The 14,251-nt window shown below is 67.9% G+C and carries 16 protein-coding genes; 10 read left to right on the top strand and 6 right to left on the bottom strand.

Annotated features, from left to right (window positions below):
- Positions 1-27 precede the first annotated feature (27 nt).
- Positions 28-801 carry a lysozyme gene (locus tag ABZ863_RS25655; protein ID WP_358540542.1) on the bottom strand — a complete coding sequence of 258 codons (774 nt, stop codon included), beginning with the start codon at positions 799-801 and terminating at the stop codon, positions 28-30.
- 142 nt (positions 802-943) lie between these two features.
- A complete protein-coding gene (locus tag ABZ863_RS25650) occupies positions 944-1,555 on the bottom strand; it encodes a type VII secretion system-associated protein (protein ID WP_358540353.1) in 612 nt (203 codons plus the stop codon).
- Between the two features lie 57 nt (positions 1,556-1,612).
- Between ABZ863_RS25650 and ABZ863_RS25645 the strand changes: the two genes are divergently transcribed.
- Positions 1,613-1,993: a sterol carrier family protein gene (locus ABZ863_RS25645; protein ID WP_358540351.1), complete on the top strand. Its 381-nt coding sequence runs from the start codon at positions 1,613-1,615 to the stop codon at positions 1,991-1,993.
- A 186-nt stretch (positions 1,994-2,179) separates the two neighbouring features.
- Here the strand turns inward: ABZ863_RS25645 and ABZ863_RS25640 are convergent, their stop codons facing one another.
- The gene (locus tag ABZ863_RS25640; RefSeq protein WP_358540349.1) at positions 2,180-3,013 is read right to left on the bottom strand and encodes an SAM-dependent methyltransferase; all 834 of its coding nucleotides are present in this window, start codon (positions 3,011-3,013) and stop codon (positions 2,180-2,182) included.
- Positions 3,014-3,195: 182 nt separating this feature from the next.
- Here ABZ863_RS25640 and ABZ863_RS25635 point away from each other — a divergent pair, with 182 nt between their 5' ends.
- From ABZ863_RS25635 to arfB, 6 genes are all read left to right on the top strand, one after another.
- On the top strand, positions 3,196-4,074 hold the full coding sequence (locus ABZ863_RS25635) for a helix-turn-helix transcriptional regulator (protein WP_358540346.1): 879 nt from the start codon (positions 3,196-3,198) through the stop codon (positions 4,072-4,074).
- A 268-nt stretch (positions 4,075-4,342) separates the two neighbouring features.
- Positions 4,343-4,582, top strand: coding sequence for a DUF397 domain-containing protein (locus ABZ863_RS25630; protein ID WP_358540343.1), 240 nt, complete (start codon positions 4,343-4,345; stop codon positions 4,580-4,582).
- Complete coding sequence (locus ABZ863_RS25625; RefSeq protein ID WP_358540340.1) at positions 4,566-4,946, top strand: hypothetical protein; 381 nt, start codon at positions 4,566-4,568, stop codon at positions 4,944-4,946. Before ABZ863_RS25630 ends, ABZ863_RS25625 begins: the two co-directional genes overlap by 17 nt.
- Before the next feature lie 92 nt (positions 4,947-5,038).
- The gene (gene purF / locus ABZ863_RS25620) at positions 5,039-6,577 is read left to right on the top strand and encodes an amidophosphoribosyltransferase (protein WP_358540337.1); all 1,539 of its coding nucleotides are present in this window, start codon (positions 5,039-5,041) and stop codon (positions 6,575-6,577) included.
- A 42-nt stretch (positions 6,578-6,619) separates the two neighbouring features.
- Entirely contained in the window at positions 6,620-7,690 is a 1,071-nt protein-coding gene (gene purM / locus ABZ863_RS25615) for a phosphoribosylformylglycinamidine cyclo-ligase (RefSeq protein WP_358540334.1), read from the top strand.
- A complete protein-coding gene (arfB, locus tag ABZ863_RS25610; RefSeq protein WP_358540331.1) occupies positions 7,671-8,108 on the top strand; it encodes an alternative ribosome rescue aminoacyl-tRNA hydrolase ArfB in 438 nt (145 codons plus the stop codon). Before purM ends, arfB begins: the two co-directional genes overlap by 20 nt.
- Here arfB and ABZ863_RS25605 read toward each other — a convergent pair.
- From ABZ863_RS25605 to ABZ863_RS25595, 3 genes are all read right to left on the bottom strand, one after another.
- Entirely contained in the window at positions 8,074-8,736 is a 663-nt protein-coding gene (locus tag ABZ863_RS25605; RefSeq protein WP_358540328.1) for a VanZ family protein, read from the bottom strand. The genes arfB and ABZ863_RS25605 overlap by 35 nt on opposite strands.
- 101 nt (positions 8,737-8,837) lie before the next feature.
- Positions 8,838-9,521, bottom strand: a complete 684-nt coding sequence (locus ABZ863_RS25600; RefSeq protein WP_358540325.1) for a response regulator — start codon at positions 9,519-9,521, stop codon at positions 8,838-8,840.
- The gene (locus ABZ863_RS25595; RefSeq protein WP_358540322.1) at positions 9,518-11,104 is read right to left on the bottom strand and encodes a sensor histidine kinase; all 1,587 of its coding nucleotides are present in this window, start codon (positions 11,102-11,104) and stop codon (positions 9,518-9,520) included. Before ABZ863_RS25595 ends, ABZ863_RS25600 begins: the two co-directional genes overlap by 4 nt.
- A 173-nt stretch (positions 11,105-11,277) precedes the next feature.
- Here ABZ863_RS25595 and ABZ863_RS25590 point away from each other — a divergent pair, with 173 nt between their 5' ends.
- From ABZ863_RS25590 to ABZ863_RS25580, 3 genes are all read left to right on the top strand, one after another.
- A complete protein-coding gene (locus ABZ863_RS25590; RefSeq protein ID WP_358540319.1) occupies positions 11,278-12,264 on the top strand; it encodes a tripartite tricarboxylate transporter substrate binding protein in 987 nt (328 codons plus the stop codon).
- Between the two features lie 169 nt (positions 12,265-12,433).
- On the top strand, positions 12,434-12,973 hold the full coding sequence (locus ABZ863_RS25585; RefSeq protein ID WP_358540316.1) for a tripartite tricarboxylate transporter TctB family protein: 540 nt from the start codon (positions 12,434-12,436) through the stop codon (positions 12,971-12,973).
- Between the two features lie 3 nt (positions 12,974-12,976).
- On the top strand, positions 12,977-14,251 hold a 1,275-nt coding region (locus ABZ863_RS25580), incomplete at its 3' end, for a tripartite tricarboxylate transporter permease (protein ID WP_358540313.1).

Below are 14,251 nucleotides of genomic sequence, written 5' to 3'. Positions count from 1 at the left end.
AGGCGCCGGTGTGAATCACTTTCTGGCTCACCCTTCGGCCAATGCCGCGAGCCGGTCGGGACTGCCGTTGAAGTAATTCTGATCACCGGGTAGTCGGCCGGAATCCGAGAACTGCCAGATGGTTTGCGTTGGCCATCCGGCAGGCAACTCGCCGATCTGAGTCGCGTACCGCGCGAGCCACAGCGGGTTGGTATCGCCGAATTCGGCACTGTTGCCAGTGCATTTCTTCCACCAGCTGGTGGAGGTGTAGATGACCGGATCACGGCCGGTCTGTGCGGCATAAGTCGCCGAGAAATCCTTGATCCAGGCGACCATTGCAGCTGGTCCCTTGCCGTAACAGGTGTCGCCGTAGGGGTTGTACTCCACGTCCAGCGCACCGGGAAGGGTGCGCCCATCCGGGCTCCACCCGCCGCCGTTGCGCAGGAAGTAGCGTGCCTGCTCGGCACCGCCGGAGATGTCGGGACGAGCGAAATGGTATGCACCGCGGATCATGCCGGCGGCGTAGGAACCGTTGTACTGCTGTGTGAAGTGGTCGCTCTTGAAGCCGGTGCCCTCGGTCGCCTTGATGTAGACGAACTTCGCGCCCGCCTTCGTTGCATCTGCCCAGTCGACATCGCCCTGCCAGCCGCTGACGTCGTGGCCGAGTACGCCTGCCGCGGTGGTGTAGGCCTCTGGCAGAAGGCTGCTGTCGACACCTTCGTGCAGTGCGATCTGCGAGCCCGCGTGGCGCTCGGCGGCGCCCCGGTAGTCGGCGGCCGCGGCCTGGCCACCGCCATAGGTGAGCGAACCGGTGGTAACCACCGCGACCGCGAAACACGCGACGATGCTGCGACACTTCACCTGACTGACACCCCTTCGCCCGTCCGCCTTGTCCGTTTACCCTGCCTGGACCAGGCCATTTCGGCGACCGGGTGTCACCCCATAGAGTTCCCCCGCAGCGGGGTTACCCCTCCTGCGTGAGCGCGTGTTCCAGATGTTCGGCCGGTACGACCGCGGTCACGATGTCGTGCGGGTTGAGCACGAGCGGTTGCCCGCCGAGCAGTTCGACGATGTCCCTGCCGAGCACGGCGCGGGCATGCGGCCACTCGGCCGGTACCAGTGACTTCGTGGTGTAGGCAGGCACCATCACGCGGCCGTCGGTGTTGTGGAAGCCGATGACGGTGCGTTGCACCGGCGAGATGGCGTAGACGAACAGGGTCGAGTCGAGGATCACCGAGGGCAGGTCCTCGGCAGGACGGTGCCGGGTCCGGACCAGTTGCAGCAGCCGCTCGAGGTCGTTGGCGGGCTCCGGGTAGCCCAGTGCCTTCGGCGAAGGGCGGTATCGATCGTTGGGATGGAAGTCCTCGACCACGTCGCCGTTGGCGTTCACCGGGTACGCCCCGACAACGGCCCAGGACGGCACGCGGCCGTTGGGATCGAACGCCTCGTCGATCACGTAAAGCCAGCTGTTCGGGTTGGCCCTGGCGTTGGCCCGCATCTCCTTGGTGATCTTGGGTTTCCTGTTCACCGCGGGTTCGTCGGGTACCAGCCGGTCTGCCTCATCCCGCTGCGCCATGTGCAACCCCGCGTTCCTGCCGTGCCTTCGTCTCATTCATCACTCTACTGTTGGACCATGCCCACATCGCGTTCGGTCGACCCCGCTGAGTTACGATCCGCCGTCGCTGCGGTAGCGGAGTGGCTGACCGGATCTGCGCCGGAGCCGGCCCGCCCGCAACTGGCGAGTGCGGTCAGGCTGAGCCTGCGCACGCTGGCGCAGGTCGCGCCGGGGCGCAGTGTCGAGGTACGGGTGCCGCCGTTCGCCGCCGTGCAGTGTGTGGAGGGTCCCCGGCACACCAGAGGCACCCCGCCCAACGTCATCGAGACCGACCCGCGCACCTGGCTGGAACTCGCCACCGGGCGTCTACAGTGGAGTGATGCCGTCGCTGAGGGGCGGATCAGTGCGTCGGGGGTGCGTGCCGACCTCTCGCACTGGTTGCCGATTGTGCGTCTCTAGGAACGCGTCTGAGGACTATCGCGTACCGGCTGCGCGGTGCCCAGATGGCGCCTCGCCGCGTTGTCGTCAGTCACCATGACTCCGTCATGGCTCCCTCCTCCGCCTTGCTGATCCTGGGCGCGGGTGTCCCGCAGGACACCTGCATCTGGATCACCGCTCGCACGGAGGACAATCCTCAGACGCGCTCTAGGGCTTGCGGCCGATGCCGCCGGCAATGCAGTGCTGGACCTGGTTCAGCGGTTTGATCTGCGGGCCGTCCGGCCACCAGTCGGCGCAGCGGACCACGCCGGGCCTGATCAGTTCCAGCCCGTCGAAGAGCTCCTCGATCTCGGGCAGCGTGCGGAAGGTGCCGGAGCCCATCGGGCTGTGCCGGAACATCTCCTCCATCTTCCTGGCGACGGAGCTGTGCTCGTTCTCCGGATCGAGGAAGTGGCTGATCGCGACGAAGGAGCCCGACGGCAGCGCGTCGATGTACTCACGCATGATCTTGGCCGGGTTCTCGGCAGGGCCTTCGTAGTGGTGCAGCGTGCCCAGCTGCAGCAGCACGAGCGGCTCGTTGAAGTCGATGTGCTTACGGACGGTCTCGTTGCCGAGGATGTCCTGCGGCTTGAAGATGTCCTCGGCCACGAAGTGGGTGTTGTCGTTCTCCTCGAGCAGCGCGCGCCCGTGCGCGAGCACCACCGGGTCGTTGTCGACGTAGACGACCCTGGCGTCAGGCAGGGCGCGCTGCACGACCTGGTGCGTGTTCTCGGCGGTCGGCAGCCCCGATCCGAGGTCGAGGTACTGCGTGATACCGGTCTGCAGCGCGAAGAAGCGGCACGCGCGAATCAGGAAGCCGCGGTTCTCCAGTGCGAGGTCCTGCGCTTCCGGGGCGGCCTTCTGCACACCGCGGAACACCTCGCGGTCGATCTCGTAGTTGTCCTTGCCGCCGAGGAACGCGTCGTAGACGCGGGCAATGCTCGCGCGGGTCGGGTCGACGCCGACCGGAACGCGTTCGGACTTGGGCGCGGGGCCGGTCATGGGAAACCTCACAACGCACGTCTGGAGTGTCGCGGACCATACGTAGGGTAGGAGCTCGTGCGGTAACGGTAAACGGCGGTACCGCGACATGAGCCCTGCGTACTTTGTGTGACCGCCTTGTTCCCTCCGGTACGATGGCTGGTCTTGGGCAAATCGGCGACGAGAGGGTTGGAATCCGGGTCATGGCTCCGGTCGAGGCGTCTGCGGGCGACCAGGCGAGCGGCCCCACCGCACGCCGGATGATCCTCGGCGCTCAGCTGCGCCGCTTGCGCGAAGGCGCCGGCATCAGCAGGGCCGACGCCGGCTACCACATCCGCGCCTCGGAATCCAAGATCAGCAGGCTCGAGCTCGGTCGCGTCGGCTTCAAGGAGCGCGACGTCGAGGACCTGCTCACCATGTACGGGGTCGGTGACCTCGAAGACCGGGTCAGCTTCCTCGCACTCGTCAAGCAGTCGAACCAGCCCGGCTGGTGGCAGAAGTTCAACGAGTTCATGCCGAAGTGGTTCGACGACTTCGTCGGGCTGGAGGAAGCCGCCTCCCGGATCCAGACCTACGAGCTGCAGTTCGTGCCCGGCCTGCTGCAGACCGAGGACTACGCCCGCGCGATCGTCACCCACGGCCTGCCGGAGAACGCGAGCGCGGCAGAGGAAGGCAGGGTGGCCCTGCGGATGCGGCGCCAGCGGCTGCTGTTCCGGCCGAACGCGCCGCGGCTGTGGGCGGTCGTCGACGAGTCGGTGCTGCACCGGCCCATCGGCGGGCGTGCCGCGCACCGCGCGCAGCTGGACCAACTGCTGGAGCTCACCACCATGCCGCACATCACTGTGCAGGTGGTGCCTTACGGGCGCAGCGGATACGCGGCCGAAGGCGCGTTCACGCTACTGCGTTTCGCCGAGGCGGAGCTGCCGAACATCTGCTACATCGAGCACATCGCGGGCGGTCTGTATCTCGACCGGCCGGACGAGATCGAGCTGATCGGCCGCTCGCTCGACCGGCTCGCGGTCGACGCCGAGACCCCGGAGCGCTCCCGGCAGCTGGTCATGAAGATCCGCGCAGAGACGTAGGCTGCCCGCCTACTTTCGTATTCACCCCAAAGTGTCCACTCCCGTGAAGGTCTTGCGGGTCGGGTAACGAGTGTTCCGATATCGCGCCTGCTCAGGGGTCGGGTACCGGGTCCGCTGACGAGCCGACTACCGGTGACCAGGCCTGTTGGTCCGCGAACTCGCATCTGCACGTGCATTCACACCTGCACTGGCACGTGCTACGGTGCCTGCACACGTCAATGCACGTGCAGATGCATCCTCCAAGGTGTAAGTCGGGAAGGTGAGGATCATGTCGGAGGCGACCCGAAACGGGATCTCTTCGCAACTGCTGAGCGATGCGGCTTGGCGAAAGAGCAGCTACAGCGGCGCCACCGGCAACTGTGTCGAGGTGGCGAGACTCAACGACGGGCAGATCGCGATGCGCAACTCCCGTGATCCCCGCGGGCCCGCGCTGGTCTACACAAGGGCTGAGATCCAGGCGTTCCTCGCGGGTGCCAAGGACGGCGATTTCGATGACATGGTCGCGTGAACCCGTGCCGGTCGAGGACGTGCTGGGCCGCCTGATCGAGCGCGGCTACCGCTTCGTCCACCCGCGCGATGCCGAGGGTGAGATCGTCGCCGTGGTCGGTGTCCGGGCCCACGGCACCGTCATCGACGTCGTCCGGCTCGATGCCGAGGACGACGTCACCGCGATGCGGGTGCCCGGCGAGGAGCCGAACGTCGTCGAACCCGAGCGCATCCTGTGGCAGTCCTCCGGCGCCATGCACACCGTGGTCGACGAGCTGCTGGGCCTGGCAGACGACGCGTACGGCGAACAGGTCGGGAACCGTACCGGCGGCTCGTGGGTCCGCAGCGGCAACGGCCGCGCGAAGTGGCTCATGGCCACTGCTTGACCCACGGCGTTTGAGCGGTACATCACGAGTCGGGCCGCCTGCGGGACACATACACTGAAGGCGGCCCGTTCTCGTAATTAGGGAGCCTTTCGGTGCACACCGACCAGTCGTCCACTGGGGCAGCCGCCACCGAGCAGATCGAAAACGAACCACGTGAGGAATGCGGTGTCTTCGGCGTCTGGGCGCCTGGCGAGGACGTCGCGAAGCTGACCTACTACGGACTGTATGCCTTGCAGCACCGTGGTCAGGAGGCCGCTGGGATCTCGGTCTCCGACGGCAACCAGATCGTGGTGTTCAAGGATCTCGGCCTGGTCAGCCAGGTCTTCGACGAGCAGACCCTGTCCTCGCTGCAGGGGCACATCGCGGTCGGGCACTGCCGTTACTCCACCACCGGCGCCGGTAGCTGGGAGAACGCGCAGCCCGTGTTCCGCACCACCGCGGCAGGCACCGGGCTCGCGCTGGGACACAACGGCAATCTCGTCAACACCCATGAGCTCCATGAGCGCGCCCGCGCGCTCGGTGTGGTGGGCAAGAACGGTGCCACCACCGACTCCGATCTCATCTGTGGCCTGCTGGCGGCGGCTGCTGCCGACAAGGGCATCGAGGCCGCCGCGATCGACCTGCTGCCCACGATCCGTGGCGCCTTCTGCCTTACCTTCGCCGACGAGGACACGCTCTATGCCGCGCGGGACCCGCACGGCGTGCGGCCACTGGTGCTGGGCAGGCTCGAACGCGGCTGGGTGGTCGCCAGCGAGACCGCCGCGCTCGACATCGTCGGCGCCTCGTTCGTCCGCGAGGTCGAGCCCGGCGAGCTGATCGCGATCGACGCCGAGGGTCTGCGCTCGTCGCGCTTCGCCAACCCAGAACCCAAGGGCTGCATCTTCGAGTACGTCTACCTCGCCAGGCCGGACACCACGATCGCGGGCCGCAGTGTGCACGCGACCCGCGTGGAGATCGGCCGCAGGCTGGCCGAGGAGCACCCCGCCGACGCCGACCTGGTGATCCCGGTTCCCGAGTCCGGTACGCCTGCCGCCATCGGTTACGCACAGGCGTCGGGTATCCCCTACGGCTCCGGGCTGGTCAAGAACGGCTACGTCGGACGTACCTTCATCCAGCCGTCGCAGACCATCCGCCAGCTCGGCATCCGGCTCAAGCTGAACCCGCTGCGCGAGGTTATCCGCGGCAAGCGGCTGGTCGTGGTCGACGACTCGATCGTGCGCGGCAACACGCAGCGGGCGCTGGTCCGGATGCTGCGCGAGTCCGGCGCGCTCGAGGTACACGTGCGCATCGCGTCGCCGCCGGTGCGCTGGCCGTGCTTCTACGGCATCGACTTCGCCTCGCGAGCCGAACTCGTGGCCAACGGTGCCGACCTCGACGGCATCCGCCGTTCCATCGGTGCGGATTCGCTCGGCTACGTCTCGCTCGACAGCCTCGTCGCAGCGTCGGAGCAGCCGCGTTCGCGGCTCTGCGCGGCGTGTTTCGACGGTGAGTACCCGATCCCGTTGCCCGACGACGCACTCATCGGCAAGCATTTGCTGGAAACCCTCGCGGGCGGCAACGGAGCGACGACGGCATCCCTTCCTGTCACCTCGGCGGGGTACGGTGCCGAGGATGCCGTTCGGCGTCCTTGACCGTTTGTCGAGCCTTTCGAGTTTGAGGATGGAGTCCGCTTCGTGAGCGAGTCCACGAGCGCTACGTACGCCGCAGCCGGAGTCGACATCGACGCCGGTGACCACGCCGTCGAGCTGCTCAAGCCGCATGCCGCCCGCGCTACCCGGCCGGAGGTGGTCGGTGGGGTCGGCGGGTTCGCCGGGCTGTTCTCGCTGAAGCCGGGCCGCTGGAAAGAACCGCTGCTGGCCTCCTCGACCGATGGCGTCGGCACCAAGATCGCGGTCGCGCAGGCGCTGGACAAGCACGACACGGTGGGCATCGACCTCGTCGCGATGGTTGTCGACGACCTCGTGGTCACCGGCGCGGAGCCGCTGTTCCTGCAGGACTACATCGCCGTCGGCAAGGTGGTCCCCGAGAAGGTCGCGGCGATCGTCTCCGGCATCGCCGAAGGCTGCGTCCGGTCCGGCTGCGCGCTGCTCGGTGGGGAAACGGCCGAGCATCCCGGGATGATGGGCGAGCACGAGTACGACATCTCCGCGACCGGGGTCGGCATCGTCGAGGCCTCCGCCGTACTCGGTCCCGAACTGGTGCGTCCGGGCGACGTGGTGCTGGCCATGGGGTCGACCGGCCTGCACTCCAACGGCTACTCGCTGGCCCGGCACGTGCTGCTGGACATCGCGCGGATGCCGCTCGGGGGGCATGTCGAGGAGTTCGGCCGCACGCTCGGCGAAGAGCTGTTGGAGCCGACCCGGATCTACGCCAAGGACTGCCTCGCACTCGCCGCCGAAGCCGATGTGCGAACGTTCGCCCACATCACCGGCGGCGGGCTGGCCGCGAACCTGGAGCGCGTGATGCCCCGCGGGCTCACGGCCACCCTGGAACGCGGCACGTGGACACCGGCGCCGGTGTTCGCGCTCATCGCCCAGCGCGGCCGCGTCGACAGGGCCGAGATGGAGCGCACGTTCAACATGGGTGTCGGCATGGTCGCGGTCGTCTCGCCCGAGGACGTCGATCGGGCACTGGCGGTGCTCACCGCGCGGCACGTGCCCGCGTGGGTGCTCGGTGATGTGCGGCCTGCCGAGAAGCCGGACGGCCCGCGTGCTGTGCTGACCGGTGACCACCCCAGGTTCTGACCTCCGCGTCACCCGGCGGCTGGTGATTCCCGACGCCGAGCTGCGCGAACGGTTCTCCCGCTCGTCCGGTCCCGGTGGGCAGGGTGTCAACACGACATCGTCGCGGGTGGAACTGTCGTTCGACCTCGCGCACTCGCCGTCGGTGCCGGAGGATCTGCGCGCCCGGCTGCTCGCGCGGCTGGGCAAGCGACTGGTCGACGGCGTGCTCACGATCGTGGCGAGCGAGCATCGTGCCCAGCTGCGTAACCGCGAAGCGGCCAGAGCGCGGCTGCTCGCGCAGCTGCGGGAGGCCGCTGCCCCACCACCGGGGAAACGGCGCCCGACGAAGCCGACGCGCGGGTCCCAGGAACGGCGGCTCGCGCAGAAGAAGCGTCGTAGCGACCTCAAACGTGGCCGGGGTGGCCGGTTCGGCGATTAGAGTGCAATTGATCGCGAATATTTTTCCGTTCTTCATTCCATTCTGGACGGTCTGAGCGTGCATTTCGAGCGCTGACCCGTGGGGTCTCGCGCGTGCGCTGCGCGGGGATCCGCGGAGTTGCGGGTGTCAGCCTCCGCAGCAGCGCGATTCCGGCTGCCGCGCCGACGGTGTTCAGCAGGACATCGTCGGTGGAGGCGACCCTGCCAACACCCACCAGGTACTGCATTGACTCGATGCCGATCGAGACGAGCAGTGCGGCGATCGTCACCCGGTGGCCCGAGCGCCACCACGCCCAGCGCAGTGGCAGCAGCACCCCGAACGGCAGCAGCAGGGCGATGTTCGCGGCGACCTGCCAGAACGAGTCGTTCTCGGTCAGTGCGATGGTCAGATCCGTGCCCGGCATGAGGTTCACCCCGTCGGGGCCCGGTAACGGCATCGCCACCACACCCAGCACCAGCAGGCCCAGCAGCACGATCGTCACATCGAGTCCGGCCGTGGTCACCGCGACCCGGCTCGGCATCCGGCGGCTCCGCCGCAGCGCCAGCTGCCGCCAGGCGAGCAGCGCGAACGGCAGCGCCAGCACCCCAATTGGTATCAGTACGCCGAAACTGCGCAGCAATAATTCCACGCGATCTGCCTCCCCGACTTTTCGCGACTCCCATCACGACCTTGACATCAGGTCAGCGAATTCGCACGGGGAAGTGGACGCACTTTCCGGTGATTGCGTTGTCAATTACGCCAGTGGTACTGGCGCTCTGGCCTGCCTGTTCCGCCGTAGCGCAGGCGCACTTCCGCACGCCCCGCCGCCACGAAATGTTCCAAATAGCGGCGGGCGCTCGGCCGCGAAAGTTCTGTCACGCGTGCGCATTCGCTCGCCGAAAGACCGTCCGGATGCGCGACGAGTGCCGCACGCACCAGCTCCGCGGTCTGCGCCGTGAGGCCCTTGGGCAGGACACTCGTGCTGCGTGGCCGGGCACCGAAGACGTCGTCGACATCCTGTTGTCCTGCGGTCACCCTTGCCGAGAGCCTGGCGAGCTTCTCGTGCAGTGAGCCGACGTGCTCCAGCTGGTCACGCAGCGCGGCGTAGGAGAACGGCTTGATGAGGTAATGCAGTGCGCCACCGCGCATCGCGCCCCGGATCGTGTCCACGTCTCGTGCGGCCGTGATGACGATGACGTCAGTATCCACTGTGGACGGGTTATTGCGCAGCTCGCGCAGCACGGCGAGGCCGTCCATGTCGGGCAGGTAGATGTCCAGCAGCACGAGATCCGGCGCGAGCTCGCGGACCGCATGCAGTGCATCACCACCCGTGTGGGCGGCGCCCACCACGGTGAATCCGGGCGTTCGCTCAACGTATCCACTGTGGACCTTCGCGACCATGAAGTCGTCGTCGACCACGAGCACCCTCATCATCGAGCCACCTTCGTGCGAGCGTGATCGAAGGGCAGCACTGCCGTGAACACCGCCCCGCCTGCGTTGTGGACCTCGACCGTACCGCCACGGCGGATGCAGATCTGCCGCGTCAGCGCCAGCCCGAGCCCGCGGGGACCGCCGTGCTCGGCAGCCTTCGTGGTGAAGCCGTGGGCGAACACCTCCGTCGCGATCCCCGGGGCTACGCCGGGGCCCGAGTCACGGACGACCACCGACACGGCGGCCTCGTCCTGCCGGATGGCGACCTCGATCCAGTCGTCGCCACCGGCACCACGCAGGGCGTCGAGCGCGTTGTCCACCAGGTTGCCCACCACGGTCACCAGGTCGGCCGACAGGTGCTCGTCGACATCGTCGAGCCCGCTGTCGTCAGTGAGCCGGATGCCGACGTTCTGCTCGGCCGCGAGGCTCGCCTTGGCGATCAGCAGAGCGGCAACGGCCGTGTCGCGGATCCGCGCGCTCACCTGCTCGTGCCATTCGTCATGAGCGCGGCTCACCAGGTTCACGTACTGGCGCGCCTCGTGGTACTCGCCCAGCTCGATCAGCCCGGCGATGGTGTGCAGCCGGTTGGTGAACTCGTGCGCCTGCGCACGCAGCGTGTCGGTGGTGCGGGAGCTCGCGGCGAGTTCCTCACGCAGCGCGATCAGCTCAGTACGGTCGCGCAGAGTCACTACGGCGCCGAGCTCGCGGCCGTCGCGCGCGATCGGCATCCGGTTCATCACCAGCGCCCGGCCGGCTCGCAGCACGATCTGGTCGGCGCCGCTCGCACGGCCGGTCAGCACATCGCGCAGCCGCTCGTTGACGTCCAGCTCGTCGATCCGGGTCCCGAGGCAATCGGCAGGCAGCGCGAGCAGTTCCCGCGCGTGGTCGTTGACCAGGGTGATCCGTTGCTGCTGGTCGAGCCCGAGCACGCCTTCCTTGATGCCGTGCAGCAACGCTTCGCGGTGCTCGACCAGTCCGGTGATCTCCCGTGGCTCGAGCCCGAGTGTCTGCTGCTTGACCCGCCAGGCGAGGAACAGTGAGCCTGCGATGCCGAGCACCGTGGCGATGCCGAGCAGCAGGAGCGCGTCGGAGGGCCGGTCGGCGATGCCCTCGAAGAAGCCGGGTCGCGCCTTGCCCGCCGCGATGATGCCGAGCATCGCGCCGTCGTTGCCGATCACCGGTACGTGGGCCACAAGCGAGTCGTCGACCACGCCGACCCACGCCCTGCCCTGGGTGACCGTGCTCTCGCCCAGCGGCAGGGTCGTGCGCAGCTGGGTCGGATCCGGCGAGGTCAGCACCTGGTGGTTCGGGTCGGCGATGGTCACGAAGTCGGCGCCGGACAGGCTGCGGGCACTCTCGGCGAAGCTGGGCAGCGGGTCCCGGTTCACCGGGTCCGCGAGGCTGACCCGAACGCCCGGCGTGGCGGCGACGTTCTCCGCGACGGACAACAGCCTGCGGCCCTCGCTGTCGGCGAAGTTGTCGTTCGACTCGATCATCGAGAACACCAGTACGCAGCCGAGCAGCGCGAATACGATGGCCAGCAACCAACCGAGCAGCTGCCGCGCCAGTGATCCCTTCGCGCCCATCGCATCACTATGACACTCCGCGGGCGCCCGCCCCGCGTGACCACAAAGACCACAAGTACCGATACGCCCGTAACCGAGACTTCACACGTGGCGCGTTGCACCATGTCCGGCAGCACTACAGAGGTGGTAACAGGCTGTCCAGACGCTTGCGCAGCCTTCACAACGAGGTGGCAATGAGAAATCCGAAAGCGTGGCTGGCGGTGCTCGGTGCGGCGCTGCTGGTGCTACTGGTACCGCCGCTCGTCGGCTCCGGTAGCGACGACACGGGCACGCAGATCCGCGGCCTGCGCATCATGGTTCCCAACACTCCCGGCGGCGGCTACGACATCACAGCCCGTACCGCCGTGAAGATCATCGAGGAGGACGGCCTCAACGGCACCACCGAGGTGTTCAACCTGCCCGGTGCCGGCGGCACCGTCGGCCTCGGCAGGCTCGTCGGCGAGCGCGGCAACGGCAAGCTCGCGATGTCGATGGGCCTCGGTGTGGTCGGTTCGGTCTACACGAACTCCTCGCCGGCGTCGCTTCAGGACACCACGCCGATTGCGAAGTTGACCGAGGAAGCCGACATCATCGTGGTCGGCAAGAACTCGCCGTACCAGACGATCGACCAGTTGCTGGAGGCGTGGAAGGCCAACCCGGGCGCGCTGCCGGTGGGTGGCGGCTCGTCGCCGGGCGGCCCCGACCATCTCGCGCCGATGCTGACCGCGAAGGCCATCGGCCTGCCGCCGAGGGACGTCAACTATGTGCCCTTCGACGGCGGTGGCGAACTGATGGCGTCGGTGCTCGGCGGCAAGGTCGCCTTCGGTGTCTCCGGTATCGGTGAGACCCGCGACCAGATCGATGCCGGTGAGCTCCGTGCGCTGGCCGTGACCAGCCCTGAGCGTGTCGACGGTATTGACGCGCCCACGCTTCAGGAGGCCGGCGTCGACGTCAGCTTCACCAACTGGCGTGGCGTCGTCGCGCCGCCCGGGCTTTCCGAGGCCGACCGGGAGAAGCTGATCAACTTGTTCACCGAGCTGCACGGCACCGAGCAGTGGAAGGAGGCGCTGCGGCTCAACGGCTGGGGTGACGCCTTCCAGGTCGGTGCCGAGTTCGACGCGTTCCTTGCCGCCGAGAACGAACGGGTGGCCGGGGTGCTGAGGGAGCTGGGTCTGGCATGAGGAATGCAGTGTCAAGCCGTGGCCGTCAAGGCGCCTACAAGGCGCGCGCCTTGCCGTCAGGCCCGCTATCGGGGCGGCGGGACGCCGTTGGCGATGAGGTGACTGTGGTTCGCGAGGAGCGTCCTGTCGACACGATCACGTTGGCGCGCAAAGTCGCGGAGGGAACGGCATGAGCACACCGTCCACTGTGGAAGAGCAGGAGCAGAAGGAGCAGCCGGCCAGCTGGTGGCGAACGCATTCCGAACTCGGTCTGTGTCTGCTGCTGTTCGCTCTCGGCGTGCTCGTGCTGGCCGACGCGCTCACGATCGCCACTGATTTCACTCAGCGTGGGCCACTCGGGCCGCAGGCCGTGCCGGTCGTGGTCGGCTCCATGCTCGTGCTGGTCGCCGGGTTGCTGGCCCGCGACGTGTTACGGGGCGGGCGGGGCGAGGCGGAGGGCGGTGAGGACGTCGATCTGTCCACACCGGCCGACTGGCCGACCCTGCTCAAGCTCGCGGGCGCGTTCCTGGCCAACGCCGCCCTCATCGATCTCGTCGGGTTCCCGATCTCGTCGGCGATCATGTTCTGGGGCGCGGCCTACGCCCTTGGCAGCCGTAACCATGTGCGGGATCCGCTCATCGCGGCAGTCGTGTCCGTGGTGACCTGGCTCGCGTTCAACGAACTGCTCGGCGTTCCGCTGCCTGGCGGCCCGCTGATGGGGGTGCTGTAGCCGATGGATCTGTCGAATCTGCTTTCCGGTTTCGCGACCGCGCTCACGCCGTCGCACCTGCTGTTCGCCGCGATCGGCGTGCTGCTGGGCACGGCGGTCGGCGTGCTGCCCGGCATCGGTCCCGCGATGGCGGTGGCCCTGCTGCTGCCGGTGACCTACGGGTTGGACCCCACTGGCGCGTTCATCATGTTCGCCGGTATCTACTTCGGCGGCATGTTCGGCGGCTCCACCACGTCGATCCTGCTGAACACCCCAGGGGAAAGCGCAGCCGTCGTGGTGGCCATCGAGGGCAACAAGATGGCCAAGAGCGGCCGGGGCGCGCAGGCGCTGGCCGCCGCCGCGATCGGCCACTTCATCGGTGGCCTTTCCGGTGTCATCCTGCTCGTGCTGCTGGCGCCGCTGATTGCCGGCTTCGCGGTGAACATCGGTGCGCCCGACTACTTCGCCTTCATGGTGCTGGCCTTCGCGGCGACCGCCACGGTCCTGGGCAGCTCGCGCATTCGCGGGTTCGCCTCGCTGCTGATCGGGCTGACGATCGGTCTGATCGGGCTGGATCAGATGACGGGCCAGGCCCGGCTGACCTTCGGCTCGCTGCACCTGGCCGACGGCATCGAGGTGGTGGTCTTCGCGGTCGGCATCTTCGCCGTCGGTGAGGCGCTGTGGGTGGCCGCGCACATGCGGCACAAGCAGGACAAGCCGATCCCGGTCGGCAGGCCGTGGCTGTCCAAGGAGGATCTGCGCAGGGCATGGAAGCCGTGGCTGCGTGGTCCGCTGATCGGTTTCCCGTTCGGGGCGATCCCCGCGGGCGGCGCCGACATGACCACGTTCATGTCCTATGTGACCGAGCGCCGGTTGTCCAAGCGCAAGGACGCGTGGGGCAAGGGTGCCATCGAAGGGGTCGCCGGACCGGAGTCCACCGCGATGGCGACCGCGGGTGGCACGTTGGTGACGATGCTGACCCTCGGCCTGCCCACCACGGCGGTGGCCGCGGTGATGCTCGCGGCATTCCAGCAGTACGGCATCCAGCCGGGTCCGTTGCTGTTCGAGCGCGAATCGGGCCTGGTGTGGGCGCTGATCGCGAGCCTGTTCATCGGCCTGGTGCTGCTGCTGATCATCAACGTGCCGATGGCGCCGGTGTGGGCCAAGCTGCTGCAGATTCCGCGGCCGTACCTGTACGCGGGCATCCTGTTCTTCGCCAGCGTCGGTGCCTACGCCGCGGCCGGTGAGGTGCTGGATCTCCTGCTGCTGTTCGCGATCGGCCTGCTCGGCTTCGCCATG

Source organism: Saccharomonospora sp. NPDC046836 (genome assembly GCF_040645195.1).
Classification (GTDB): Bacteria; Actinomycetota; Actinomycetes; order Mycobacteriales; family Pseudonocardiaceae; genus Prauserella_A.
Note: the sequence above shows the minus strand (reverse complement) of the source record. Positions and strands in the feature narration are given on the sequence as shown.